A 24,074-nucleotide genomic window follows, 5' to 3' on the forward strand; every position below is an offset into this window, starting at 1 on the left:
ATGAAGTACACCTGGCTGCCCTTGAGTGCCTATCTCTCGTTTGAACGTCTACATGAAGAGGTACACCGCTTACTCGGTGGTTACGGAACTGATCACGCGATTAATTTTGAATAGGCACTTATTTGTCTCAGAAAGTAGCCGAACGAAAAGCTCGTTAGCGTTTTTAATAATCATGATTTGCTCCATGCTGATAAAAAGATAAACCGTCGCAAATCCATGCGACGGTTTAAAGCTAGCAAGGAATGCATGGGCGATAAATATATATAAGTTAAGTTTTAACGCCAATGATTGCTCTGCTCTTCTAACGCTTGAATGGCATCGACGCTCAGTGGCAGCTGATTGGCCCAGAGAATAGCTTCCCGACGATGGCCAATATCCCGCAATACTTGGTCGTCGTAGGCTAGTAGGGGCAAGACGTGGCGGCGAAAAAGCTGCCGACGACGGTAGCGCCACCAGCGCATTTCAAGCCTGTGAATCAAGGTCAGCGATGGCATCGCTGGCATATAAAACTCCAGCCGGGGCGGTTTAGGCGGTGGCGTCAGTTGGCTGGCTTGCTGCCAAGCATACTGAGCATGTCGGGTAGGGTTGTCGTGATTCATGGCACACCTCCATCGTACACCTGCCCTAAGCCACAGCGCCTGCACGCCTGCTGAAGGGGGTGTCATCTAACGTTAATAAGAAGGAGGGTCGCGACCTCTGATAATTAGCTTGGTGCACAGCCTTGGATCAATCAAACGAAAAGAACTACACTGTGCCTTAAGTTTTTCTGAAAGGTGGCGTGATGAATCAGCTAACGAATGTGGTGAGCAGCCGGACTGCCTTGCCGCTACTGGATAGTGAAGTGCTGCGCAGCTTTGTAACGATTGCGGAAAGTGGCAGCTTCACTCGCGCTGCCCAGCAGCTGTTTCGGACCCCTTCCGCACTGAGCATGCAGATCAAACGCCTGGAAGAGACACTGGGACAGACGCTATTTGTACGCGAAGCGCGCCACGTGCGCCTGACGGCAGAGGGGGAAGTGCTGCTTGGTTATGGCCGACGGCTGCTGAAACTCAATGCCGAGGCGGTGACGCAGTTCCTGGCGCCCACACTGGAAGGGCGTGTAGGGCTTGGCATTACCGATGACGTTGTTGGGCGTGTATTGCCCACCGTACTGGCCCAGTTTGCGCGCTCACATCCGGCCGTGCAGGTCGATGTCGTTGTTGGTCGCAGCATAGAGCTGCTTGCTAGATTGGATGAGGCGGAACTTGACTTGGCCCTGGTGATGGCGGGGGAACCTGGGCAGGCGACGCGTGGCGAGATCGTGCATAGCGAACCGCTGGTATGGGCGGGCCGGGAGGATGGTGTTGCCGTACAACGTTCGCCGCTACCGGTGACACTGGCTCAACAGGGGTGTGCATGGCGTAGAATTGCACTCCAAGCACTGGATAGCGCCGGGATGAATTACCGAATTGCCTACTCCTGCGACCACTGTGCCGGGCAGGAAGCCGCTATGTTGGCAGATCTGGCCATTTCACCGTTTCCGAAAAGCTTGATTCGCCCCCCGCTCAAACGTCTCACTAACGAATCGCTACCCCCATTGGGTGATTATCAGGTAGCGCTGGTTAAACGGCCTGGCAGTGGCGATGCCAGCGAAGTGTTGGCCGAGCGGGTGGTGGAGGCCTTTCGGGAGGGGTGAGTTCATATTTTAATTACATCGATATATGAACATCTGTCTGGCTCCAGCGCTGTCTATCGTGCTTGAGCCTAAGTACTGCCGCCGATTTGAAGCGTAAAGCCCACATCGTGCTGGCGGCGATAGACGTTTTTGCCGCCTAGTCGCCGTATAAGCTCCTTGGCGGCGAGGCGGCCCATCTCTTCTCTAGGTGAGAGAATGGTCGTGAGCTGAGGCGTCACGTGCTGTCCAAGTGGCAGGCCGTTAAACCCGGCAATGGCGATATCCCCAGGCACGTTTAGACCCTGACGTTGAGCAGCCAGCAGGGCGCCTGCTGCTAGGTCGTCGTTGGCAAAGTGAATGGCCTGGGTATGGGGATATTGCGCGAGCACTCGGGCCAGTCCTTCCGCACCCGCTTGCAGGCTGCCCAGGGTATCTAGTTCCAGTAGTGGGGCGTCGATCCCTTTCTCCTTTAGCACCGCTTTATGTCCATCAAAACGCATGCTGGCGCGATAGTCCTGAGCCAAGCGTGCGCCCACATAAACTATATGGCGGTAGCCTTTGTCGATCAGATGGGTAGCCATACAGCGGCCGGCGGCCACGTGATCCAGCCCGACGTTAAGATCCATGCCTTGTCCTAGCTCCATCACTTCCATGATGGGGTGATCCCAGTTGGCCAACAGCGTATGGCACGCGGAGTTATGGCGCAGCCCAGCGGTGACCAGTGCAGAGCATGACCAGCCTAAAAACGTGCGCACCAACTGATACTCACGGTCTAGATCGTAGTCGGTGTTACCCAGCAGTATCTGATAACCCTCGGCTTCCAGCGTCTCCTGCAGCCCCTTGATGACTTCCACAAACACGCTGTTGATCAGTGATGGCACGATCACGGCAATCAGCCGTGATCGGGATGAGGCCAGACTACCGGCAACCAAGTTGGGTACGTACCCCAAGCTCTCCACGGCCTGAAGAACGCTTCGCCTTGCGCTATCGCTAACTTTATCGGGATAATTCAGTGCTCGCGATGCTGTAATCGGCGATACCCCTGCCGCTTGTGCCACTTGGCTGAGCGTGACTTGGTCTGAGCTTCGTCGCTGCCTAGCGTTGTTAGGCAGGGCAGGCGTTGTCACATTTTTGGCGCGCGAGTCAGCGTTAGGCGAGTCTTTAGACATTGGTCGCAGGGCCCTAATGTTCAGCTTGTCGTTATGCAGAGAATAATCTAAAACGAATGGTAGCGCTATCATGACAGCGCTACCATGACGCTTTTAATAACACCGCGACGATAGCAACAAAAACAACAACACTTTCAACAAAGCGAGGTGTCGGCAGGTGAGTCAACACGATCAACAATCACTTCAAGTAGGCGTTATTGGCCTGGGTGCCATGGGCATGGGCACTGCTACCGTATTGCTCCAACACGGGTTTAACGTCACGGGCTGCGATATTTCTGTAGACGCTCGCGATGCCTTCGTGGCGGCAGGGGGCAAAAGTGTTGCAACACCTGCCGAGCTTGCTCACTGCCATATTGTGTTGGTGGTTGTCGTTAACGGCCTTCAGGTTGAGCAGGTGTTGTTCGGAGAGCAGGGCGTGGCCAGCCAATTGGCACCGGGCAGTCTGATTATGCAGTGTGCCACGGTGGCCCCCAGTCAAGCCAAGCAACTGGGTGAGCGCTTGTCGGCACAGGGCTTAATGATGCTGGATGCGCCGATTAGCGGCGGCGCGGCGAAAGCCAAAAGCGGTGAGCTATCGGTCATGGCCTCCGGCGCACCAGAAGCCTTCACGTATTCGCAGGGAGTGCTTGATGCCATGGCCGCCAAGGTCTATCGCCTTGGCGATGCCCCCGGGGTGGGCTCCAGTATGAAGCTGGTCAACCAGTTGCTGGCTGGCGTACATATTGCCACCGCCGCCGAAGCTATGGCGCTGGGGATTCGTATGGGGCTCGACCCAGAGGTGATTTATGACGTCATCACCCACTCAGCGGGCAATTCTTGGATGTTCGAGAACCGCGTGCCGCACATTCTGAGTGGTGACTACACGCCGCTTTCCGCTGTGGATATCTTCGTTAAAGATCTCAATATCGTGCATCAAACCGGCCGCGAGCTGGCGTTGGCAACGCCGGTGGCGTCCAGTGCACTGCAGCAGTTTACCGCTGCCAGCGGTGCAGGCTTTGGCCGTGAAGATGATTCAGCGGTGATCAAGGTTTATCAGCGGCTCTCCGGCATCGCCTTGCCGGAAGCCGCCAACGATGCCCAGGGAGCCTGATAAAAATGGGTATGGGATCGAACATCGTATTAGGCGCTATTGCCGACGACTTCACCGGGGCCACCGACCTTGCTAATAACCTGGTGCGCGGCGGCATGCGCTGCCTGCAGGTGATTGGCGTGCCGCAAGAAGAGATCGACCTCGCTGATATCGATGCGGTAGTCGTGGCGCTTAAATCCCGCTCCAGCCCGGTGGATGAGGCGGTGAATGATTCGCTCGCTGCGTTAGATTGGCTGCAAAAGCAGGGTGCCCGCCAGCTGTTTTTTAAGTACTGCTCCACCTTTGACTCCACCGACCAGGGCAATATCGGCCCGGTGGCGGATGCGCTATTGGAAGCTCTGGGCGGGCACCAAACGGTGATGGTGCCCGCCTTTCCAATCAATGGGCGTACGGTTTACCAAGGCCATCTGTTTGTGGGTGATCGCTTGCTCAACGACAGCGGCATGCAGCACCACCCATTGAACCCTATGCAGGATGCGGACTTAGTGCGCGTGCTTGCCCGCCAAACGCCGCACCCGGTGGGGTTGGCCAACCGCGCAGTGCTTGCCCAAGGATCAACGTCAACCCGTGCCCATTTATCTGCGCTGGAAGCACAAGGCGTTCGCCATGTGATCTGTGATTCCCTGGATGAGCAGGATCTGGACGTACTGGCCGAAGCGACAGTGTTAATGCCCTTGGTCACCGGCGGTTCTGGCCTGGGGCAGGCATTGCCTGCCCAGTACCGTGCCCAGGGCTGGTTAGCCACCATCACTGAACCGGGGCGTTTATCGCCTGCCTCGGGCGGGGCGTTGGTGCTCTCCGGCAGCTGTTCCCGCGCCACGCTGGCCCAGGTTGCGGATTTTCTGGTCAAGCATCCTAATGGCGGTTTTGCCCTGGATCCCTTGGCGCTGGCGAAAGACGAACAACAGCAAACGCATGCGTTGGCGTTTGCGCGACAGCGCTTATCTGAACAGGCGCCGGTACTGCTTTACGCCTCGGCTGATCCTGACAAGGTGAATGATGCCCAGCAAGCCCTAGGGGTAGAACGTGCGGGCGCGCTGGTGGAAGAGGCGCTGAGCCAACTGGCAGTCACGCTGGTGAACGAAGGCGTAGGCCGGTTACTAGTCGCCGGGGGCGAAACCTCCGGTGCGGTAGTCTCGGCGCTGGGCATTACCACTCTGCGCATCGGCGAGCAGATCGACCCCGGCGTGCCCTGGACCCAAGCCCCGCTAGCCGGTCGCGATGCGCCGCTGTCGTTGGCGCTGAAGTCCGGTAACTTCGGCGGCGTCGATTTCTTTACCCGGGCGTTTGAGGTGCTGGCATGAGCATCCACTTGCATCGCCATCCCCAGAACAGCTTGCGGGAGCAGATCAGTACCCTGGGCAAATCGTTGTTTGACCGCGGCCTGACCATGGGCTCCAGCGGCAATATCAGCGTACGGCTGGACGATGGCGGCTGGCTGATGACACCGACCAACGCCTGTTTGGGAAGGTTAGACCCGGCGCGCATTTCCCATTTGGATAACAACGGCCAACTGTTGAGTGGCGATAAGCCCACCAAAGAGCAGTTTCTACATATGGCGATGTACGAAGAGCGCCCGCAGTCCGGCGCTATCGTACATCTGCACTCTACCCATTCGGTGGCGGTCTCCTGCTTGCCGGAAGTCGATCCCTGCGACTGCATTCCGCCGCTGACCGCCTATTACGTGATGCGGGTGGGCAAGCTACCGCTGGTGCCTTACCACATGCCCGGCGACCCAAAACTGGGCGATGCAGTGCGGGGCTTAGCGGGCAAGCATAGCGCGGTACTGTTGGCCAACCACGGCCCGGTGGTAGCGGGGAAAAATCTTGAGGCGGCGGTGTACGCCACCGAAGAGCTGGAAGAGACCGCCAAGCTCTATCTACTGTTGCGAGGCGAGAACCCTCGGGGGTTAACGCCCGAGCAGGTAGCCGAGTTAGAAGCGCGCTTTCCACGAGATTAATACTATTTCATTTAAAACTGAGCACTTAACAATGACGTACTTAACAACAAGAGCACCACGATGATTCGATTAGCCGCCAACCTCAGCATGCTGTTTAACGAGCACGCCTTTATCGATCGCTTTGGGGCCGCTGCGGACGCGGGCTTTAAAGGTGTCGAATATCTATTTCCTTATGCGTTTTCCCCGGAAGAGTTGCGCCATGCGCTGCAGGAAACGCAGCTGGAACAGGTGCTGTTCAACTTGCCGCCGGGAGATTGGGATGGCGGGGAACGGGGGCTGGCGAGCCTGCCTGGCCGAGAAGGGGAATTTCGTGACTCGGTGGTAGAGGCACTGCGTTATGCCGAGGCGCTCAACTGCCCCCGCGTGCATGCCATGGCTGGCCTGTTACCTGAAGGTGCCGATGCTGCGACGAAAGCTGAGCATCAGGCGACCTATGTTCGCAATTTGCGTTTTGCGGCGGGTGAGGCGGCAAAAGTCGGTCGAGAGGTACTCATCGAACCCATCAATACCCGCGATATGCCGGGATTTTTCCTGTCTCGCCAAGCGCAAGCCATGGCAGTGCTGGTAGAAGTGGGGGCGGAAAATCTCAAGTTACAGTTTGATCTCTACCACTGCCAGATCATGGATGGCGATTTGATTCGCCACCTTGAACGCCAGTTCAGCGCCATCGGCCATATCCAAGTGGCAGGTGTGCCCGAGCGCCACGAGCCGAATGTTGGAGAAGTGCACTACCCCGCCATTTTTGAGCGATTGAGTGCGCTGGGCTACTCCGGCTGGATCGGCTGTGAGTATCGCCCCAAGGCAGAAACCCGTGCGGGGCTAGGGTGGGGCAAAGCTTGGGGGTTAACCACTCACTGATATCCGCCAGGCCAAATAACAAACGAGAAAAACACAAACAATAACAACAGTGCATAGGAGAAAAACGATGCATATCGCCATTACCGGTGCGGCAGGCTTTCTAGGCCAGCGGTTAGTGCAACAGCTGCTGGCTAGAGGTGAGCTTCGCCAGCAGCCGATTACCCGGCTAACACTGATTGATCAGATAGAAGCACCGTTGCCTGATGCGGGAAGCGTCGCCGTGGCATCAAGGGCGCTGGATATTACCGAGTCCGGCGCACTGGATAGTGTACTGGAGCAACGCCCTGATGTTATTTATCACCTAGCGGCGGTAGTGAGCTCTGCCGCAGAAGCCGATTTGGAACTCGGTATGCGGGTTAATTTCGATGCCACGCGGGCGCTGTTGGAAGGCTGCCGGGAGCAGTCACTGACCGATACTCGCTTGATTATGGCCAGCTCCGTGGCGGCCTACGGTGGTGAGCTGCCGGAAGTGTTGGATGATATGACGGCCCACCATCCGCAAAACTCCTACGGCGCCCAAAAAGCCATGTGTGAGCTGCTCATCAACGATTACAGCCGCCGTGGGCTTATCGACGGCCTAGTGCTGCGCCTGCCGACCATTGTGATTCGTCCTGGCCGACCAAACGCCGCGGCCTCCAGCTTTGCTTCCAGCATTCTGCGTGAGCCGCTCAATGGCGAAGAGGCGGTTTGCCCGGTGCCCGTTGAGTTTCCGATGTTTGTGATGTCGCCAGGCAAGGTGGTGGATGCGCTAATCCATGGTGCTGAGGTGCCAAGTGAGGCGCTGGCGCCTTTTAGAGCCTTTATGCTGCCGGGCATCACCGTCACGGTGGCCCAAATGCTTAAAGCGCTGGGTGACGTCGCGGGAGAAAAAGCGCTTTCACTGGTACGCCATGAACCCGACCCACGCATTGAAGCCATTGTGGCAAGCTGGCCCGCCCGGTTTGAAACCACGAAAGCCAAGCAGCTTGGCTTTGTAGGCGATGACAACTTCAAGCAGATCATTGATGCGTTCGTAACTGAATCGAAGTGAGTTTCTGCCCTGCCGTAAGCGGTAGGAAACTGCCTGGGCGACACCCGCAGGCGCGGTAAGTTGCCCCAACGACCACCCTCACAACAATATAAAGAGGGCACGACAATGACGAAGCAACACATGACTCCAACGCTCAAGCGCCATGTTCTGGTGGCCGCGATTAGCGGTATCGCCACGGCAGATATCGCACTTCAAGCCCACGCGGCGACGGAAGTGAACCTGGGCCATACACTCTCCTCGACTTCGCACTACTCGGTAGGTGCTGATGCGTTTAAGGAGACACTGGAGCGATTATCCGATGGCGAGTTCACGGTCACCGAACACACCTCTGGGTCGCTGGGCGGCGAGCGGGAGATGATCGAAGGTCTACAGATCGGTACGGTCGACGTGGTGATTACCTCCACGGGCCCGCTGGGTAACTTCGTACCGGAAAGTTATGTGCTCGACCTACCGTTCCTGTTTGAAAACTACGACCAGGCTCGCTGCGTGTTGGATAGCGAACTGGGCGATGAGCTGTTGGAAAAAATGGGCGAGCATGACTTGGTGGGTTTGGCGTGGTCTGAAAATGGTTTTCGCCACCTAACCAATAGCCAACGCGAGATCGCCACGCCCGCCGATGCCGAGGGGCTGCGCGTACGCACCATGGAGAACGCGGTACACCAGGAAGCGTTCCGTCAGATGGGCGCCCGCCCAACACCGATGGCGTTCCCTGAGCTGTTCACCGCACTTCAGCAGGGCACCGTCGATGGTCAGGAAAACCCGATTACCGTCATCGTTGCCACCAACTTTTGGGAAGTGCAGGACTACCTCTCGCTAACAGGCCACGTTTACTCACCGGCCATCGTGCTGGGGTCGCCCATTCTGCTGGACGGCTTGAGTGATGAGGAGCGTGGCTGGTTTATGGAAGCTGCTGCGGCGTCTGCCGAAGCGACCCGCGAAGAGGTGTCGCGCTTAGAGCGTGAAGGGGTGGCACTACTGGAAGAGAATGGCATGACGGTAAAAACCGATATCGATATCGCCCCCTTCCAGGAGGCTGTACAGCCTGCCTACGAGATATTTACCTCGGAATACGGCACTGAAATGCTTGAGCGCGTTCAGGAAGCAGCCAGCGGTTGTTAAGTAACCCTGGCTTCCCCACCTCGGCCTCCGGCATACCGGAGGCCGCTTTGGCATGGTGAATTCTTATGCTAGCGGTCTTTCTTCGTTTTGAGCACCAGTTAACCCGGCTCGCGATGCTGCTTGCAGTGGCGATGCTGGCGATCTCGGTGACACTCAGTTTTTATCAAGTGCTCACCCGGTTTGTCTTCAATGCGCCCTCGACCTGGACGGAAGTGGCCTCCCGTGCGGCGATGATCTGGTGCGTTTTCCTGGCGGCGGCTGCCACGTTCCGGGGTGGCTATATGATGGCGGTGGAGGTGGTTTATAAGGTAGTGCCCGCGCGCTTTTTGACACTACTGGAAGTCGCCATTGTGGTGTGCTGCTTACTGGTGCTTAGTGTGCTGATCCATTACGGCATCCAAATGACCATGCGGGTAAGCAATCAAACCATGTCGGGAATGAATATTTCGATGGCGTGGGCGTATGCGGCGATTCCGACGGGCTCCTGCTTTGCCATTGTTGCCGTAGTGGCGAGGCTGCTCGCACAGCTTGCTGGCCGGGAAAAGGTAGGTCCTGAAAATAGCGAGATCGTGCCGGAGGCTGAAACATCCCAGGATGCGCCGCGGCCTGAGCGGGAGGTGCAGCCATGAATATGGTTATTGGCCTGTCGCTGATCATTCTATTTACCTTCGGGGTGCCGATTGCCGTTTCTATTATTCTGGCATCCATTATTGGCATTGGGTTTTTTACCCGCTTGCCGCTGCTATTAGTACCGCAGCAGATGTTTATCGGCATCGATAAATTCCCGCTTATGGCGATCCCGTTTTTTATTCTTGCCGGTAACTTGATGGCGGCGGGGGGGATATCTCAACGGTTAGTCGACTTGGCCAAATCCATCGTTGGGCGCGTGCAGGGCGGGCTAGCGATGTCCTGCGTGTTGACCTGCATGATGTTTGCAGCGGTGTCCGGTTCCAGCGTGGCAACTACCTTTGCGATTGGCGCCATCTTGATTCCGGCGATGGTAAAACATGGCTACCCTAAGCCCTTGGCTGCCTCCATTCAGGCGTCATCCGCTGAGCTGGGCGTGCTTATACCCCCGTCGATTCCGCTAATTCTGTATGGCGTGAGTACCGATACGTCCATTGGCCAGCTGTTCCTCGCCGGTATTGGCCCCGGCATATTGATCGGCAGCGCGCTGATTATCTTCCTGTATCTATTCTGCAAGATACGGGGCTACGGCAAAGACGACTATAAAGACAGCACCGGTTTTATGGTCTCGGTGAAGCGTGCCTGGGTGGCCATGCTGATGCCAGTGGTCGTTATCGGCGGTATCTACGGCGGGATATTTACCCCTACTGAAGCTTCCGCTGTGGCGGTATTTTTTGCCCTGATCGTCGGCGGTTTTTACTACCGTGAGCTGAAGCTTGATGACATGTGGCCGATTATGCGCCAGAGCGTTATTTCTACAGCCGCCGTTATGTTAATTATTGCTGCGGCCTCGCTCTTCAGCTTTCTCCTAAGCCGTACGGGGTTGCCCGCGCAAATCGCTACCCTGGTCACCAACACCATCAACGACCCGCTGATGTTTCTTTTGGTGGTCAATGCGTTACTGTTGGTTGTCGGCATGTTTATCGAAACTTCCGCCGCTATTTTGGTGCTGGCGCCGATTTTGACGCCAATCGCTATTCAGTTCGGTATTCACCCGGTTCATTTTGGCCTAGTCATGGTGGTTAACTTGGCCCTTGGCATGATCACGCCACCGCTGGGGGTTAACCTGTTTGCTGCCTGTGCGGTCGCCAAAATTTCGATCGATCAGATGCTGCCTTGGCTGGTGCGCTTTGTGCTGGTGGTGCTGGCCTGCCTCATGGCGATTACCTATATGCCTTGGATATCCATGGGGCTGGTGAACATCTTCTATGGTTAGGTAAGTCGTTATTTAAAGTGAGCAAAAACAACGACAATAAAAGGAGTGTTTAATGTCGCATTCAATGACTTTGCCACCACAGCAGGCGCTGATTGGTGGAGAGTGGGTAACAACCGCCGCTACGCTTCAGGTAGAAGCCCCTGCTACGGGTGAGCCTTTAGCGCGTATTGCGCGTAGCCAAGTAGAAGAGGTTGATGCCGCCGTTCAGGCAGCGCGTCGGGCCTTTTGTGGCCAGTTAGGAGAGTGGTCTCGCTGGTCGGCCCGGCAACGCAGCGAGTGGTTGCTGCGCTTTGCCGATGTGATCGAGGCGCACCACAGACAGTTAGCCCAGCTGGAGTGCGCCGATACCGGCAAGCCGATGACGCAAGCCAAAGGGGATATATCCGCCTGTGCTCGCTACTTCCGCTTTTATGGCGGTGCGGCGGACAAGCTTCACGGTGAAACCATCCCCTTTGAAACCGACTTCGCGGTCATGACACTGCGCGAGCCTTACGGCGTATGTGCCCAGATTATTCCTTGGAACTACCCTTCTCAGATATTCGGACGCTGCGTGGCTGCCGCGCTGGCAGCAGGCAATTGCGTGGTGCTTAAGCCCGCCGAAGATGCCTGTTTGAGCGTGCTGCGCTTGGCAGAACTGGCGGTGAGCCATGGCCTCCCTGCCGGTGCACTCAACGTTGTGCCAGGGCTTGGATATGAAGCAGGCGCAGCGCTTGCCGCCCATCCCCAAATTGACCATCTCTCCTTCACCGGCTCACCGGAGACCGGTACCCATGTCGCCCAAGCGGCTGCCCAGCACCATGTGCCTGTCACGTTGGAGTTAGGTGGGAAATCGCCTCAACTCGTATTTGCCGATGCGGATCTTGATGCAGCGCTTCCGGCAGTGGTGCGCGGCATTGTTCAGAACGCCGGGCAGACCTGTTCAGCGGGTAGCCGCCTGCTGGTGCAGCGTGAAATCGCCGATAGCGTGATAACAAATCTTTGTGAGCGCTTTGCTGCTTTGCGCTGTGATGCAGGTGAAGCCGATGCCGACTGTGGCCCGCTGATCAATGCGCGCCAAAAAGCCAAACTGGAAGAACGTTTGTCGGCGGCCAAAGCCGATGGCATTCGCGTTGCGGCCATAGGAGAGCTAGCGCCGAGCGCACCGGCTGGTGGCCACTTTGTACTGCCTCAACTGCTGACCGATATTCCGGACGGTCATGAAGTGCTGCGCGAAGAGCTGTTCGGGCCGGTACTGGTGGTGCAGGTGTTCGAGGACGAAGCCGAAGCGCTAGCACTCGCTAATGCCACCGATTTTGGCCTGTGTGCCGGTATCTGGACGCGTGACGGCGGACGTCAGCTACGCTTGGCGAAAGGTATTCGTAGTGGTCAGGTGTTCATCAATAACTACGGCGCTGCCGGCGGCGTAGAGCTACCCTTTGGTGGCGTTGGACGTTCAGGACATGGCCGGGAAAAGGGCTTTGAAGGGCTGAGAAGCTATACACGGATCAAGACCGTCGCTATCAAGCACGGCTAGCACGCCATCTACTTAAAAGGAGCTATCACAATGACAACATCTCGCCAGGTAGGCATCGTCGGCGTGGGCCTGATGGGCCATGGGATCGCCAGCAGCCTGCTACGTGCAGGCCATCAGGTATTTTTTCTTGAACACCCGGGTAATCAGCCAGTGGATGACCTAGTGGCCGCTGGCGCCACCGCGCTGAGTTCTGGTCGGGAAGTGGCACAGAGCACAGAGGTGGTGATTCTGTGCGTTACCGGCTCACCTCAAGTAGAAGCCGTGCTGTTTGAACCCAACGGTGTATTAGAAGGCCTAACCCCTGGCAGTGTTGTTGTGGATTGCTCCACTGCTCTACCTAGTTCAACAGAAAAAGTCGCTGCCCGAGTCACGGAGGTGGGCGGGCGCTTTATGGATGCGGCAATGACGCGCACGCCTAAAGAAGCGGCGGAAGGGCGACTTAACTTGATTGTCGGCGCCCCGAAGGCGCTGTTTGATGAAATATTGCCGCTACTGGAGGGCTTTGCTGAAAATATTGCCCATGCGGGTGACGTCGGCGCAGGCCACACCCTTAAGTTGCTGCATAACTTTGTCTCGTTAGGCTTTTCTGCGGTACTCGCCGAAGCCACGGCTGCTTCTCGCAAAGCGGGGATAAGTGATACCGCCTTACTAGAGGTGCTTGGGGCCGGCGGTGGGGGCGGGGTGGTGCTTGAGCGGTTACGCCCTTACATTGCTGAAAATGACCCTTCGGGTTTCAGATTTACGGTTGCCAATGCCAGCAAGGACCTCGGTTACTATCACACCATGACCAATGAGCTGGGAGTAGAGCGTGGAGTTGCCGGAGCCGTTCATGCGCTTTATACATCAATCGGCGATAGTTCGCTGGCGGTGCCTGAAGTGATCGGCGTATTGGAGCAGCGGAGCTAGTTTGGCGGTGAATGCCTGCTTCGACGCAGCCATTGCTGAAAAGCATGTTCTGAACAAAAGACCCTATCGGTATTTGTTTTTTGGGGAGACATAGCCTACGTTATGTTAATGAATTGTAATGAATAATATCATTAGAGTAACTTTGGTGTTAAATATGGCGTGAAATCCCGCGGTGGCAGAGGTGAGTACCCGCATAGATATGGCAATGGTGCTGATGCCTAACAATATGGCAGCTATGATGTTTTAGCCATATGACCGCACGACTATTTCACAGGGATGAGTAAATAGAATGTACCAGCACTATTCGCGTCCAGGGTTGGACGCAGATGGCGATCGGCCAGGCCACGCGGTGGCGATTCTGAGCGTGCAGACCGGCTCGCCAGGAATCCACATCGTCGATGTCAATACTGACTACCAGCGTTTATGGGGTGGCAGCCGCGAAGCGTGGTTGGGTGCTCCCCCCGTGGTTGTGCAGCAGGAAGCCGCTAACCGCCATATTTTCGCACAGCTGCTTGAAGCACTACACCCGCTAAAAGACAGTGCTCACGGTGCTTTTGAAGGCATCAGTGGTCGCGAAGTATCCCGCCATCATGATGGCAAACGCCGTCATGTTGAGTGGCGAATTACGGCGATGGGGACATGCCATAATGGGCAGTTCACGCTGGTATTAACCCAGCGCGATGTTACTGAGCAGATGGAAAAAGAGGCTCAGCTTGAGCGGTTAGCAACGACCGATATGCTGACTGGATTGGTTAATCGATCGCAGTTCGATATGGTGCTTAAAAACGAGTTCAACCGACAGCACCGCTACTCTCGTCCCTTATCTTTAATCATGCTTGATCTTGATTACTTTAAAGATATCAACGATAGCTATGGGCACGGTGTCGGTGACCAAGTACTAATGGAGCTTGCCGATCTGCTGAAGCGTAATTTGCGTAAAGCAGACTGCTGCGCGCGCTGGGGCGGTGAGGAGTTTATGCTTTTAGCGCCTGAAACCTCGCTTGAACAGGCTGTACGGCTTGCCGACAAAATCCGAGGCGCGATCAAACATACCGCTTTTCCGCTTCAAAGCAGCGTCACGGCAAGCTTTGGGGTGGTAGAGGTTCATTCGCAAGAGTCGGTTAAAAGCGTCATGAAGCGAGTCGATAACGCCCTTTATCTCGCTAAAAATAAAGGGCGTGACCGGGTATCAACAGGCGGCTTGTTGTCTTCAGCGAAGCAGGCTTAAGCCGGGTCGCGGTCAATGGCAAATGCTGACCACGCTTGCCGCACCGGCATGATTTCCAACCGATTAATATTGATATGGGCGGGCAGTGTCGCTAGATAGAAAAGCTGCTCGGCAATATCTTCCGCTTGAAGAGGCGTTGTTCCTTTATAAAGCGCGTCTGACGCGGCCTGATTGCCCTTGGTTCTTACCAGCGTAAACTCGGTTTCTGCCATGCCGGGGGCAAGATCGGTCACGCGGACACCTGTTCCTAGCAGGTCGCAGCGCAGGTTATAACTAAACTGCTGAACAAACGCTTTTGACGCCCCATACACATGCCCGCCCGGATACGGCCACTGGCCTGCGACTGAGCCTAAATTAAGAATGCTCGCACCTTCGCTGTTTTTGAGCAGTAGCGGCAATGCCGCGTGGGTGACGTTGACCAACCCGGTGATGTTGGTATCGATCATGGTGTGCCAATCCTGCAGCGCGACTTTTTGCGCTGGCTCCGGCGCTAGCGCTAACCCTGCATTGTTGATCAGGCACGTCAGCGGCAGAAAGCTTTCCGGCAGGTTGCTAATAGTGTCAGTCACTGCGTCGCTGTCGCGGACATCCAGTGCCAGTGTAAGTACTGGAACCTGCTGGCTTAGCTCTTTTTCCAGTGCATCCAAGCGTTCCTGGCGGCGACCGGTGAGGATCAATGACCAGCCTGCTTTGGCGAAGCGCTGTGCTGCCGCTTTACCAAACCCTGAAGTAGCTCCTGTGATAAGTACGCTAGGCATTATAATATCTCCATGTTTATAAACACATTTAAAACAACAGTGTTCACTGTAAGCAACACTGGCTCAAGCCTCTAGAGCCAGTTGGCAATAGCCGGTGTGACATCGCATCTGTCCCCTGGGTACGTGATGATTGGCCCTACAGCTTAATGGGTCGAACTCACTAGGCTGGCAAGCACGCTATTTCCTTATGGATTAAACAGGGTGCTTGTTATGAATGCCAATCTTGCCGTTTCTTACTCAACCCAACAGGATGTGGATAACCGCTATGTACACAGCCTGGACCGTCAGTATGTGTTCCACTCCTGGGCACAGCAAGGCAGTTTAGACCCAATGGTTATCGCGGGCGCTCAAGGTTGCCGGGTATGGGATTATGCAGGACAGTCGTATTTGGATTTTAGTAGTCAATTAGTGAATACCAATGTCGGTCACCAACACACGAAAGTGGTGAGCGCGATTCAAGCCCAGGCCGCCAGCCTGTGTACCATTGCACCCGCCCATGCCAACCTTGCCCGCGGTGAGGCAGCCAAGCGCATTATTGCCAAAGCACCCGCTGGTTTCAGCAAGGTGTTTTTCACCAACGCGGGCGCGGATGCCAATGAAAATGCCATCCGCATGGCGCGGCTCTATACCGGGCGTACCAAAATACTTTCTGCCTACCGCTCTTATCACGGCAATACCGGTTCAGCGATTGCTGCCACCGGCGATTGGCGGCGGGTGCCCAATGAGTATGCCAGTGGGCACGTGCACTTCTTCAATCCATACCTTTATCGCAGCGAGTTTTGGGCGCGGGATGAAGAGGAGGAGTGTGAGCGCGCGCTGCAGCATCTGCGCCGAGTGATTGAGTGCGAAGGTGCCAACGCCGTCGCGGCCATTCTGCTGGAAACGATTCCTGGTACCGCTGGGGTACTATTGCCCCCCAAGGCCTACCTGCAGGGGGTTAGAAAGCTCGCCGACGAGTTCGGCATCGTGCTGATTCTTGATGAAGTGATGGCCGGTTTCGGCCGCACGGGGCGCTGGTTCGCCTTTGAGCATTACGACATGGCGCCGGATCTGATCGTGTTTGCCAAAGGCGTTAATTCTGGCTACGTGCCTGCCGGTGGCGTGATTATTTCAGACCCTATCTCACGCTATTTCGATGACCACTTTTTTGTCGGCGGTCTGACCTATTCCGGCCACCCGCTGGCGATGGCGGCCATTGTCGCTACGCTTGACGCCATGGACGCAGAGGGAATCGTAGAGAATGCCGATAAAATCGGGAATGGGCCGCTAGCTGAAGGACTGAAAAAGCTTGCCGAGCGCCACCCCATCATTGGTGATTGGCGAGGTGTGGGCGTATTCCATGCCTTGGAGTTAGTGAGCGATCCGGTGCGTAAAACGCCATTGCCTGGCACAGAGGTGCTGAAACTCAAGCAGCTACTGATGGAGGAGGGGCTGCTGGTATTTACTGTCGAAAACCGTATTCATGTGGTGCCACCGTGTATTGTGACGGCAGAAGAAGTGAAAGAGGGCTTGGCAATTCTAGAGCGCGTCTTTGAAGGGTACGCCGCATCACGTCAATGAGAGTTTAGCTACGTAGCTAAAGCGTTATCGTAGGCAAGGCCCAGGCGCTGTATGCCTGGGTCGATACGCTGCATTTCAATAGCGCCGAACCCCAAACGGAAAAAGTGGCGCGGGGGAGCGGCATCGAAAAAGTGCTGAAAGCCCGGTTCAATCAGTACGCCACGCTGGGCAGCATGCCACGCAAGGCGCTGGGTATCGATGCCAGGGTCGGCCTCCATCCAAAAGGCGCTGGAACGGCGACTGCTGTGGCTGCGGCAACCGGGTATTGAGTGATCAATGGCCAATCGCATGGCGTCGCGTCGTCGGTCAATCTCTTCCACATGCAATTTGAGGTAGCGCTCGTAATAGCCTTGGGAAATAAACTGCGCCAACTGGTGCTGCAAGGCCGCGGGTGGATGGCGGTACATCATGCGTCGCAGTGCCCGTAGCTCGTCGATCAATTCGGGATCCGCTACCACGTAGCCCATGCGCAGCCCTGGCGAGAGCGCTTTAGATAAGCTGCCCATATAGATAATCCGCGCGCTCTGCGCACTGGCTTTAAGTGCCGGAAGGGCGAACTGATCACCGTGAATTTCAGCATCATAATCATCCTCGATGACGATCTGGTCACGGTGAGGGAGTTGGGCCAATAGAGCATCTCGTCGCGCTCGGCTCATGGTAATGCCTGTCGGCACCTGATGGCTGGGCATAACATACAGATAGTCACACTGCTGAGCGCCTTCCAAGCGCATACCTTCTGTGTCCATGGCTTGGAACTGCAGGCTGGCGCCGCGATGAGCAAAAACATTCACTGCCTCGCGGTAACCGGGGGACTCAAGGGCCACTTGGGTGCCCCGATGACAGAGTAGTTGCGCAATCAAGTAGAGTGCATTCTGAGTCCCCATGGTGATGAGGATCTCTTCTGAGCGAGCGAAAATACCCCGGCGCGGTAAGATGCGTTTACGTAATTGTTCAATGAGTAGCGGATCATCTTGATCGATGCGGTCACGTAGCCATGGTTTATCGCGCTGCGAACTTAATAAACGCCGTGAAACATCGCGCCATTGAGCTAACGGAAACAGTCGCGTATCTAATTGGCCATAAATAAATGGGTACGCATACTCTGACCAATTGCCTGGTTTGAGTATGCCTTGGTAGTTAGTAGGGCGCTGCGTAATGCGTTTGTGCCAGTTTGGTGCAGCGATTACGCCTTTATTATTCTCGTTGATGGCACTTAACGAGGCATTAAGTTCTGAAAGAGACTCGATATAATCAGGATGCAAGTAATAACCGCTTCGGGGACGACTGATTAAATAGCCGTCTTCAACAAGCTTCTCGTAAACAATCGCCACAGTGTTACGTGAAATACCCAGCTGTTGGGAAAGTTTACGGCAAGAGGGAAGTGCATCCTCGCCGGGCAAGCTTCCCTTGCGAATCGCTTCCAGTAGCGTTTCGCGAAGTTGTTCTTGCAGGCAGGTGGCGGCATTAGGGTCAATCTCAAGACACAGCGTTGTCATGCAAATCTCCTCTTTAGACAAACCCTTCTCTACTTAGCAACTTAACATAAGCATCTTTCGTGCCAGTTCTCTTATTGGTAACTGTCCTTTTAATTTACGCTAACTGGCTCTAATCGTTGAGAGGATAAAAAACTAGGGTGAAGTCATCTTCAGCATGTCGCCGAAACGTTCACGAACACTTTGTAGATGCACTGCGGCGAGTAATGTTTTGTTCACTCTGGGAGTATTAGGCGATGAAAAAAATAGTGGCATTATCCTCCGCGTTGAGCGTTGGGGCACTTACACTGAGCATGTCACTGACGGCTAGCGCTGCGGATTTAGAAGAAATAGAGAGCCGTGGCTACCTAAGCGTGGCTACCGAAGATAATTACGCCCCGTTTAACTTTATGAGCGGCAGTGACCCCGATGGTTTTATCGAAGATATAAAGATCGAACTAGAAGAGTACGCGGATTTCGAAGTCCGCCAGGATATTTTACCGTGGACAGGGCTGTTGGCATCGGTTTCATCGGGTCAGTACGACATGGCACTTACCGGTGCTTCGGTCACCGACGAGCGTCTACGGGTGTTTAACTATGCACCGCCGTTTGCCTCCGCCCAGCATTTTTACATCAAGCGGGCAGGTGATGATCGTATCAACAGCATTGAAGACTTAAGCGGTATGACGCTAGGCGTCCAAGCGGGTAGCGCGCTGCTGTCACGCCTGCCTGAACTGGAAGTCATGCTAGAGGAGAGCGGCGGCGAACTGGGTGAGGTAATGGAGTATGAAGCCTATCCAGAGATTTACGCTGATCTGGCTAATGGTCGTGTCGATTACGTGATTAATTCCATCGTGCCGGTGAATGACCTGATTAGTGAGCGTCCTGATGTATTTGAAGCGGGCCAAGCCGTTTCGGGCCCTGGCTATGTTGCCTGGCCTATGCCCAAGGACAGCCCAGAGCTGCTGGCCTATATCACGGATTTTATGAGCCATCTGCGTGATTCTGGCCGCCTGGCCGAGCTGCAGGAAGAGTGGTTTGGCGAGTCCTTTGACGACCTACCGACAACCCCCATCACCTCAGTGGAAGAGTTCCACGAAATGGCCGGTATGTAAGCCATCACCTTCGCCAGCCGCCCAGAGCAGTATCGGGCGGCTGTTATTTTATTGAGCGAATTAGGAGGTGAGCATGGACAGTAGCGCATGGGGGCTGCTCATTCAGGGCGCCTGGACAACCATATGGATATCCGGCATCTCTATTGCCATCGGCGTCATAATGGGGCTGATAATTGCCTTGCTCAGGGTGGCTAAAATTCCTGTCCTGCATCAGTTGCTAGGCGTTTACATTAGCCTAGCGAGGGCAACACCGCTGGTAACCCTGGTGCTGTTCATCTTTCTAACCGCACCGACTATGGGGGTTAACCTTAATCGCAATGTGGCCGGTATCATTGCGTTAACTCTCAATACCACTGCTTTTAACGCCGAAATATGGCGTTCCGCGTTTAATAACTTCTCCAAAGAGCAGCGCGAAGCGGCGCTGGCCATTGGCATGACCCCATGGGTCTACTTCCGCCGTATTATGCTGCCGCAAATTACCATTACCAGCCTGCCGGGCCTAGTCAATGAGATGTCGTTTTTGATCAAAGGCAGCCCCGCCATTGCGGTGATCGGTGTGGTCGACCTTACTCGTGTGACCAACCGCATTTCAGCGGTTACCTACGACCCTTTGCCGCCTATTTTAGCCGCAGCGGCCCTGTATATGCTGATCATCAGCCTGCTGGTATGGCTGCAGCGCGTGGCTGAGCGCAAAGCCAGCCGATTGGCCGTCTAACATGGTCAACAAAGGGGAGCCTTTATGAGTAACTGGGATATTCTTTGGTCATCGTATGATGTGTTTTTAAACGGTTTTTATAACACCTTAAAACTGTTTGGGTTATCTGCAGTGCTGGCGTTTATCTTGGGTAGCGGGATCGTGTTTTTGTTAGAGGGTTCGCGCCCGCGCTTAAAAATACCGTTGCGCATCTTTATTGACGGCATGCGCATGCTGCCCTTTCTGATTCTGGCCTATTTACTCTATTACGGCCTGCCCAGCGCAGGCATCCGCATGAGCGCCTGGACGGCAGGGATTATCGCCCTGGTGATGTATCACGGCGCTTACTTCGCGGAAATATTGCGCGGCTGCCGCGCTACGTTCGCGCAAGGGCAGGTAGAGGCTGCCATCGCGCAGGGGTTTTCTCAGCCCAAGATGTTTATGCGCATTATCTTGCCCCAGCTGATTTTAAAAACCCGCGGCTTACTGGGCAATCAACTAATTATCCTGCTTAAAGATACCGCCTTCTTGGTGATTATCACCGTGCGCGAACTTACCGCGGCGGCGAGCAGCCTGTCGAGCACCTACTTCATTCCCATGGAAGCCTTCATTGTGGTGATCGGCTTCTACTGGCTGATCAGCATTGGTTTAGAGCTATTTATCAAAATGATTGGCCGTTTTGGCGCCAAGCGAGGATTCGAAAATGCCTGAGACCGCCGCAGTTAGTATTCGCAAACTATCCAAAAGCTTTGATGGCACCGAGGTGCTGCGGGACGTTTCGCTGGAGGTGCAGTCTGGAGAGGTAGTGAGCATTTTGGGTTCATCCGGCTCGGGCAAATCCACGCTGCTACGCTGTATCAACTGGTTGGAGCAGCCTGACCATGGTGATATCCGTATCGACGGCGATCGCATTGGTGTCAGCAACAGCGGCAAGCACATGTCGCGACGCGAGCTAGCGGGTATGCGCGCGCGCTTGGGCATGGTGTTCCAGGGATTCAACCTCTGGCCGCATCTTAGCGTGCTGCGCAATGTCACCGAAGCGCCAATCCATGTCCAGGGACTGAGCAAGGCCGAGGCAGAAGAGAGGGCGATGGCGCTGCTGGAAAAAGTCGGCATGGCCGACAAACGCGAGCAATACCCCTATACACTTTCAGGCGGGCAAAAGCAGCGTGTCGCGATTGCCAGGGCGCTTGCCATGCAGCCGAAAGTCATGCTGTTCGATGAGCCGACCTCGGCGCTCGATCCCGAGCTGGTGGGTGAAGTGCTTGGGGTTATCAAAGACCTCTCGAAAGAGGGCTATACCATGGTGCTGGTGACCCACGAAATGGAGTTCGCCAGAGCTGTCTCCGATCAGGTGGTTTTCCTCGATAAGGGCATCATTATCGAAAAATCTCACCCCAGCGAGTTTTTCGAAAACCCGAAAACCGACCGCGTAAGGCGCTTCCTGGAATTAGAAGCGCCTGCCGTGTGAGCGTCATACCGACTGGCTAACCCAGCTGCCGCCGCCACCGGTTTTCAATGGTGTCCAGCTCAGCCGGGCCGTACTGCGCATTATCATGGGCTCCGTAGTAGGCCCACAGCTGATCGCCAAAATCAAAGTGCCACCATTCGCTAGGCAGGTTGGTGAAGCCCTGTTTGTGCATGGTGTGATAGAGCAGGCGGCGGTGATCTCGCGCCTTATGTTGCTGCGGGGCCAGGGTTTCCAGATGTTCAAAATAGTCGCTATGCGAGGCCGGAAGCGCCTCGTCAAACAGGGTGCCCATATCCAGCGGCAGGCCATCGGCATCACATAGAGTGACATCGACAGCACCACCGGTGAGGTGAGGGCTGGGGGCTAAAGGGTCGCGGCTGGGTACAGATACGAATTCTCTTGTACGCTCCAATAGCTCCGTTTCGTTTAGATCTGGATTGTGATGGTGGATGGCCTCATGCAGGGTATCAAACAAGTACTGTTGTACCCGCCATGGCCGCCAACCATCCAGTACGATTAAACCGATGCCATCGGGTAAACTGCGTGCTGCAGCGAGTAGCGCCCGATAAACCCCTTCACGTACAAAACATTCCGGTACTGCACCAGGAATGCCCAGCCGAGCATAGGCAGGGAACACGCTGACCGGTGCAGGGGCAAGGCTCATCGGCACTAGGCGCTCACCGTTATCTTCAATAGGCGCAAGGCGCAGCTGATCCCAGCAGGGTGCTGGATGGCTTGGGATAGGCGGCAAGGCCTTCAATAGTGTGTTCAAAGGCATTGAGTTATCCAAGCAGAGTAGGTAGCCACAGCGTCAGCGGTGGAAAAAGGATGAGTAGAATAAGAACCGCAATTGCCGTCAGCACAAAGGGCCAAATGGTTCTGAATAGCGATACTATCTCTAGCCGGCTGACCGCGGCGGCCACGAACACACAGGCGCCCAGCGGTGGCGTAATAAGAGCAATGGTAATGTTTAGCGTGATGATAACGCCCAGGTGGATTGGGTCGATACCTGCCATCATGGCCACGGGTGCAAAGATGGGAGTTAACAGCATCAACGCTGACACCTCTTCCATGAACATGCCCGTGATGAAAGTGATGGCGCTGAGCAGCAGCAAGATCACGATGCCATTGTCCACGTAGGGCGATAACAGCGAAACAAATTGTGCAGGTACCTGAGCGTAGGAGAGCAGCCAGCTAATCGTTGCTGAGGCCGCCATAATCAGAAAAACCGCCGAGGTTAAGCGTGCAGTATCAACCACGGCTTTCCAGCACTCGCCGAGTCGCAAACCGCCCAATGCAAAGCCGCACAAGGCAACGTATAGCGCTGTTAGTGCGCCTGATTCAGTTGGAGTAACAAAACCAAGTACGATACCTGCCACGATAATAAAAGGGGCAATAAGCGCGGGTAGAGCCGCAATAGCGGCAACTCCCAACTGCCCGAGTGAAGGCAACTGGCCGCTTTTGGGGAGCCGGTGCCTCCAGGCATACCAGGCGTTCAGCCCCATGAAAGCAACTCCCAGCAGCAGGCCAGGTACGACGCCCGCGAGGAATAGGTCCCCTACTGACGTATTCGTCAGCGAGGCGTAGAGAATCATGAAGATACTGGGTGGAATGATTGGCCCAATCAGCGAGCTACCAGCGGTCAACCCTGCGGCAAAGGCTCTGGAGTAACCCTCTTTCTCCATGGCGGGTACTAAAAGCGACCCTAATGCCGAAGTGTCGGCCACTGCTGAGCCATTGACGCCTGCGAAAAAAACACTCGATACCACATTGACGTGGCCCATGCCGCCCCGCAAGTGGCCGACCATCAGGCGTGCCAACCCCATTAACCGTTCCGTCAAGCCGCTGACGTTCATTAGGTTGCCAGCGAAGATGAACAATGGAATCGCCATCAGAGAGAAAACATTGATACCACCAAAAAATTGTTGGGGCATCATGCGTGGAAGCATTGACGGGTCGACAAACAGAAAGCCCACTATGGCTGTGGTAAGCAGCGCAATGAACAGAGGTAACCCAAGCAGGACGTGACCAAGAAAAACAGCCAGCATGGTGAGAATCATATGTTCTCCTCGACAGTCTTGAGGCGAGCAGGGCCGTAGAGGAGCACATGCCAAGCCAGCAGCAAAAAACCAATAGGTAGCGAGAGCAGCGGCACTGTGCGGCTAACGCCGAGCCCGGATGTGGTAAACATGTTGACCGACAGTGCATAGCGATAGCTTACCCACGCACCTCCCAAGGCAATCATCAGGGTGAGCAGCCATTGGTATATATTCAGCAATCGGGCGAAGGGGGTGGGTAGCAACTTCTCAAGAAGACCCACGCGCATATGCCCTCCTTCCGACCAGACAGCGCCAGCAGCAAGCATGACGGTGGCTATGATCAGAAAGCGGGAAAGTTCATCTGTCCAGATGGGTGCGCCACCGGCAATATAGCGGGCAAACACCCCGAACAAAATGGCCGCAACATTGAGGGACAGTAGCGCCCCCGCCAAAATCAGGGTAATGGGTCGACTGGCAGTCAGTAGGCGAAATCGAAGCGAATTGAGCATGGCAGCATTCCATTAAGCACAGAGAG

Annotated in this window: 24 protein-coding genes and 1 pseudogene; 18 read left to right on the forward strand and 7 right to left on the reverse strand. The window is 55.4% G+C overall.

Annotated features, from left to right (window positions below; translation table 11 throughout):
* A pseudogene (locus tag V8L70_RS19795) lies at positions 1-114 on the forward strand (IS630-like element ISHsp2 family transposase); the annotation flags it as partial.
* Positions 115-275: 161 nt separating this feature from the next.
* Here the strand turns inward: V8L70_RS19795 and V8L70_RS19800 are convergent.
* On the reverse strand, positions 276-599 hold the full coding sequence (locus V8L70_RS19800) for a hypothetical protein (RefSeq protein WP_101145492.1): 324 nt from the start codon (positions 597-599) through the stop codon (positions 276-278).
* A gap of 182 nt (positions 600-781) precedes the next feature.
* Here V8L70_RS19800 and V8L70_RS19805 point away from each other — a divergent pair, with 182 nt between their 5' ends.
* Entirely contained in the window at positions 782-1,675 is an 894-nt protein-coding gene (locus tag V8L70_RS19805; protein WP_101145493.1) for a LysR family transcriptional regulator, read from the forward strand.
* Positions 1,676-1,743: 68 nt separating this feature from the next.
* On the opposite strand, the gene V8L70_RS19810 is transcribed toward V8L70_RS19805, so the two are convergent.
* Complete coding sequence (locus tag V8L70_RS19810) at positions 1,744-2,823, reverse strand: LacI family DNA-binding transcriptional regulator (RefSeq protein WP_101145521.1); 1,080 nt, start codon at positions 2,821-2,823, stop codon at positions 1,744-1,746.
* A gap of 157 nt (positions 2,824-2,980) precedes the next feature.
* Here V8L70_RS19810 and ltnD point away from each other — a divergent pair, with 157 nt between their 5' ends.
* From ltnD to V8L70_RS19865, 11 genes are all read left to right on the forward strand, one after another.
* A complete protein-coding gene (gene ltnD / locus V8L70_RS19815; RefSeq protein ID WP_101145494.1) occupies positions 2,981-3,913 on the forward strand; it encodes an L-threonate dehydrogenase in 933 nt (310 codons plus the stop codon).
* A gap of 5 nt (positions 3,914-3,918) precedes the next feature.
* Entirely contained in the window at positions 3,919-5,217 is a 1,299-nt protein-coding gene (gene otnK / locus V8L70_RS19820; protein ID WP_101145495.1) for a 3-oxo-tetronate kinase, read from the forward strand.
* Entirely contained in the window at positions 5,214-5,873 is a 660-nt protein-coding gene (otnC, locus tag V8L70_RS19825) for a 3-oxo-tetronate 4-phosphate decarboxylase (protein WP_101145496.1), read from the forward strand. The genes otnK and otnC overlap by 4 nt, the downstream gene beginning before the upstream one ends.
* A gap of 60 nt (positions 5,874-5,933) precedes the next feature.
* A complete protein-coding gene (gene otnI, locus V8L70_RS19830) occupies positions 5,934-6,731 on the forward strand; it encodes a 2-oxo-tetronate isomerase (RefSeq protein ID WP_101145497.1) in 798 nt (265 codons plus the stop codon).
* Between the two features lie 67 nt (positions 6,732-6,798).
* A complete protein-coding gene (denD, locus tag V8L70_RS19835; protein ID WP_101145498.1) occupies positions 6,799-7,761 on the forward strand; it encodes a D-erythronate dehydrogenase in 963 nt (320 codons plus the stop codon).
* Positions 7,762-7,866: 105 nt separating this feature from the next.
* Entirely contained in the window at positions 7,867-8,880 is a 1,014-nt protein-coding gene (locus V8L70_RS19840) for a TRAP transporter substrate-binding protein (RefSeq protein WP_101145499.1), read from the forward strand.
* A gap of 65 nt (positions 8,881-8,945) precedes the next feature.
* Positions 8,946-9,509 (forward strand): TRAP transporter small permease, encoded by a 564-nt coding sequence (locus V8L70_RS19845; RefSeq protein WP_101145500.1) that lies wholly within the window; start codon positions 8,946-8,948, stop codon positions 9,507-9,509.
* The gene (locus tag V8L70_RS19850) at positions 9,506-10,783 is read left to right on the forward strand and encodes a TRAP transporter large permease (protein ID WP_101145501.1); all 1,278 of its coding nucleotides are present in this window, start codon (positions 9,506-9,508) and stop codon (positions 10,781-10,783) included. The genes V8L70_RS19845 and V8L70_RS19850 overlap by 4 nt, the downstream gene beginning before the upstream one ends.
* Before the next feature lie 52 nt (positions 10,784-10,835).
* Positions 10,836-12,296, forward strand: a complete 1,461-nt coding sequence (locus V8L70_RS19855; RefSeq protein ID WP_101145502.1) for an aldehyde dehydrogenase family protein — start codon at positions 10,836-10,838, stop codon at positions 12,294-12,296.
* A gap of 30 nt (positions 12,297-12,326) precedes the next feature.
* The gene (locus V8L70_RS19860) at positions 12,327-13,202 is read left to right on the forward strand and encodes an NAD(P)-dependent oxidoreductase (protein ID WP_101145503.1); all 876 of its coding nucleotides are present in this window, start codon (positions 12,327-12,329) and stop codon (positions 13,200-13,202) included.
* A 289-nt stretch (positions 13,203-13,491) separates the two neighbouring features.
* Positions 13,492-14,430 (forward strand): GGDEF domain-containing protein, encoded by a 939-nt coding sequence (locus tag V8L70_RS19865; protein ID WP_008959272.1) that lies wholly within the window; start codon positions 13,492-13,494, stop codon positions 14,428-14,430.
* On the opposite strand, the gene V8L70_RS19870 is transcribed toward V8L70_RS19865, so the two are convergent.
* Positions 14,427-15,188: an SDR family NAD(P)-dependent oxidoreductase gene (locus V8L70_RS19870; RefSeq protein ID WP_008959273.1), complete on the reverse strand. Its 762-nt coding sequence runs from the start codon at positions 15,186-15,188 to the stop codon at positions 14,427-14,429. The two genes, V8L70_RS19865 and V8L70_RS19870, sit on opposite strands and share 4 nt — an antisense overlap.
* Before the next feature lie 210 nt (positions 15,189-15,398).
* Between V8L70_RS19870 and V8L70_RS19875 the strand changes: the two genes are divergently transcribed.
* The gene (locus tag V8L70_RS19875; RefSeq protein ID WP_232774582.1) at positions 15,399-16,748 is read left to right on the forward strand and encodes an aspartate aminotransferase family protein; all 1,350 of its coding nucleotides are present in this window, start codon (positions 15,399-15,401) and stop codon (positions 16,746-16,748) included.
* Between the two features lie 8 nt (positions 16,749-16,756).
* On the opposite strand, the gene pdxR is transcribed toward V8L70_RS19875, so the two are convergent.
* The gene (pdxR, locus tag V8L70_RS19880) at positions 16,757-18,244 is read right to left on the reverse strand and encodes a MocR-like pyridoxine biosynthesis transcription factor PdxR (protein ID WP_101145505.1); all 1,488 of its coding nucleotides are present in this window, start codon (positions 18,242-18,244) and stop codon (positions 16,757-16,759) included.
* A 233-nt stretch (positions 18,245-18,477) separates the two neighbouring features.
* On the opposite strand from pdxR, the gene V8L70_RS19885 reads away from it, so the two are divergent.
* The 4 genes from V8L70_RS19885 (at position 18,478) to V8L70_RS19900 (ending at position 21,500) form a co-directional block, all read left to right on the forward strand.
* Positions 18,478-19,335, forward strand: a complete 858-nt coding sequence (locus tag V8L70_RS19885; RefSeq protein WP_101145506.1) for a transporter substrate-binding domain-containing protein — start codon at positions 18,478-18,480, stop codon at positions 19,333-19,335.
* 73 nt (positions 19,336-19,408) lie between these two features.
* Positions 19,409-20,050 (forward strand): amino acid ABC transporter permease, encoded by a 642-nt coding sequence (locus tag V8L70_RS19890; protein WP_101145507.1) that lies wholly within the window; start codon positions 19,409-19,411, stop codon positions 20,048-20,050.
* A gap of 24 nt (positions 20,051-20,074) precedes the next feature.
* On the forward strand, positions 20,075-20,740 hold the full coding sequence (locus tag V8L70_RS19895; RefSeq protein ID WP_101145508.1) for an amino acid ABC transporter permease: 666 nt from the start codon (positions 20,075-20,077) through the stop codon (positions 20,738-20,740).
* A complete protein-coding gene (locus V8L70_RS19900) occupies positions 20,733-21,500 on the forward strand; it encodes an amino acid ABC transporter ATP-binding protein (RefSeq protein WP_101145509.1) in 768 nt (255 codons plus the stop codon). The genes V8L70_RS19895 and V8L70_RS19900 overlap by 8 nt, the downstream gene beginning before the upstream one ends.
* 16 nt (positions 21,501-21,516) lie before the next feature.
* Here V8L70_RS19900 and V8L70_RS19905 read toward each other — a convergent pair whose 3' ends face one another.
* The 3 genes from V8L70_RS19905 to V8L70_RS19915 are packed head-to-tail and all read right to left on the reverse strand — an operon-like array spanning position 21,517 to position 24,048.
* Positions 21,517-22,278, reverse strand: a complete 762-nt coding sequence (locus V8L70_RS19905) for a M15 family metallopeptidase (protein WP_198555994.1) — start codon at positions 22,276-22,278, stop codon at positions 21,517-21,519.
* Between the two features lie 4 nt (positions 22,279-22,282).
* Positions 22,283-23,560 (reverse strand): TRAP transporter large permease, encoded by a 1,278-nt coding sequence (locus tag V8L70_RS19910; protein ID WP_101145510.1) that lies wholly within the window; start codon positions 23,558-23,560, stop codon positions 22,283-22,285.
* Positions 23,557-24,048 (reverse strand): TRAP transporter small permease, encoded by a 492-nt coding sequence (locus V8L70_RS19915; protein ID WP_101145511.1) that lies wholly within the window; start codon positions 24,046-24,048, stop codon positions 23,557-23,559. The genes V8L70_RS19910 and V8L70_RS19915 overlap by 4 nt, the downstream gene beginning before the upstream one ends.
* Between the last annotated feature and the right edge of the window lie 26 nt (positions 24,049-24,074).

Source organism: Vreelandella arctica, from assembly GCF_037070215.1.
GTDB classification, from domain to species: Bacteria; Pseudomonadota; Gammaproteobacteria; order Pseudomonadales; family Halomonadaceae; genus Vreelandella; species Vreelandella arctica.